A 1,458-nucleotide genomic window follows, 5' to 3' on the forward strand; every position below is an offset into this window, starting at 1 on the left:
GGCTCATCCGGATCTGGAGTGCGTAATTAGCGGGAAGTGATATGTCGGGGTGGCACAACATATAGGGGCCCTGGCCGGTACAAGATGAGAGTTACCACACAACCATCTGACCGAACCAGGACCCTACAATGCAGCCTACGTTCAACCTCGTCGCCGACACCATTTGCCGCACCGCAGAGCTGGGATTAATGATCACCGATGCCGCGGATGCCGGCGAGTTCACGGTCATCAGTGCTCGTCCCATCGACTCCTGCGACAAGTGCCCGGGCTGCGGACACACAGGGCGGCTGCGTGATCACGTCGTGCGCCGGCTGACCGATCTTCCCGTCGTCGGCTTCCCCACCAGACTGCAGGTACGCGTGCCGCGGTTCCTGTGCCTGAATCAGTCCTGTGCCCAGCGGATCTACCAGGGCGAACTGGCCTGCGCCGAACGCGGGCGCACCGTCACTCGCCGGGTGACCCGCTGGATTCTGCAACGGTTGGCGATCGACAAAATGAGTATCTCCGCCACCGCCAAAGCCCTGGGCTTGGGCTGGGACTTGGTCAACGACCTCGCCCTGGATGCCTGTCGGCACCTGGTCTACGACGACCCCGGCCACCTTGCCGGGGTACGCGTGCTGGGCGTGGACGAGCACGTGTGGAAGCACACCCACCGGGCCGGTGAGCCGGACTCGTTCGTCACCGTGCTCGTCGACATCACCCCCGTCATCGACGGCGCCGGACCGGCCCGGTTGCTGGACATGGTCCCGGGTCGTAGCGCCGCGGTACTGAGCGATTGGCTCAGCCAGCGTGGGCAGGGCTTTCGCGACCGGGTCGAGGTTGTCACGATGGATGGGTTTGCCGGCTACGCCACCGCCACCAAACAGGCCCTGCCGCGGGCGCAGGCGGTGATGGATCCCTTTCACGTGGTGCACCTGGCCGCCGACAAGTTGACCGTGTGCCGGCAGCGCCTGCAGCGGATGACCACCGGGCGGCGGGGCAAGAAAAACGATCCGTTGTATAAGAACCGGAAAACCCTGTTGACCAGGATTGACTTCCTCACTGATCGACAGCATCGGCGACTCGAGCAACTGTGGGCCACCGACGAAGACTACGTGGCTTTGGAGGTGACGTGGTCGGTGTATCAGCAGATCATCGCCGCCTATCAGCACCCGAAGAAAGCCGAGGGCAAGAAGCTGATGCGGAAGGTGATCAGCACGCTGCGTTCATCGACGATGCCGAAGGGGTTAGAGGAGATTAAGCAGCTGGGAAACACGCTGTACCGGCGCCAGAAGGACGTGCTGGCGTATTTCGATATCGGCGCGTCCAACGGGCCCGTCGAGGCGATCAACGGGCGCCTGGAGCATCTGCGCGGCATCGCTCTGGGGTTCAAGAACCTCGGGCACTACATCTTGCGATCCTTGATCCACTCCGGACAGCTGCACACCAAGATCAACGCACTCTAAAACCGGAAGAGCC

General features: G+C 62.8%; 1 protein-coding gene. It reads left to right on the plus strand.

All coding sequences use genetic code 11. From position 1 onward, the window contains the following. The first annotated feature begins 128 nt into the window (after positions 1–128). On the plus strand, positions 129–1,445 hold the full coding sequence (locus tag ACZ6ZO_RS12820) for an ISL3 family transposase (protein WP_465293086.1): 1,317 nt from the start codon (positions 129–131) through the stop codon (positions 1,443–1,445). Positions 1,446–1,458 lie beyond the last annotated feature (13 nt).

The sequence above is a fragment of the Corynebacterium sp. NPDC104732 genome (assembly GCF_055583565.1).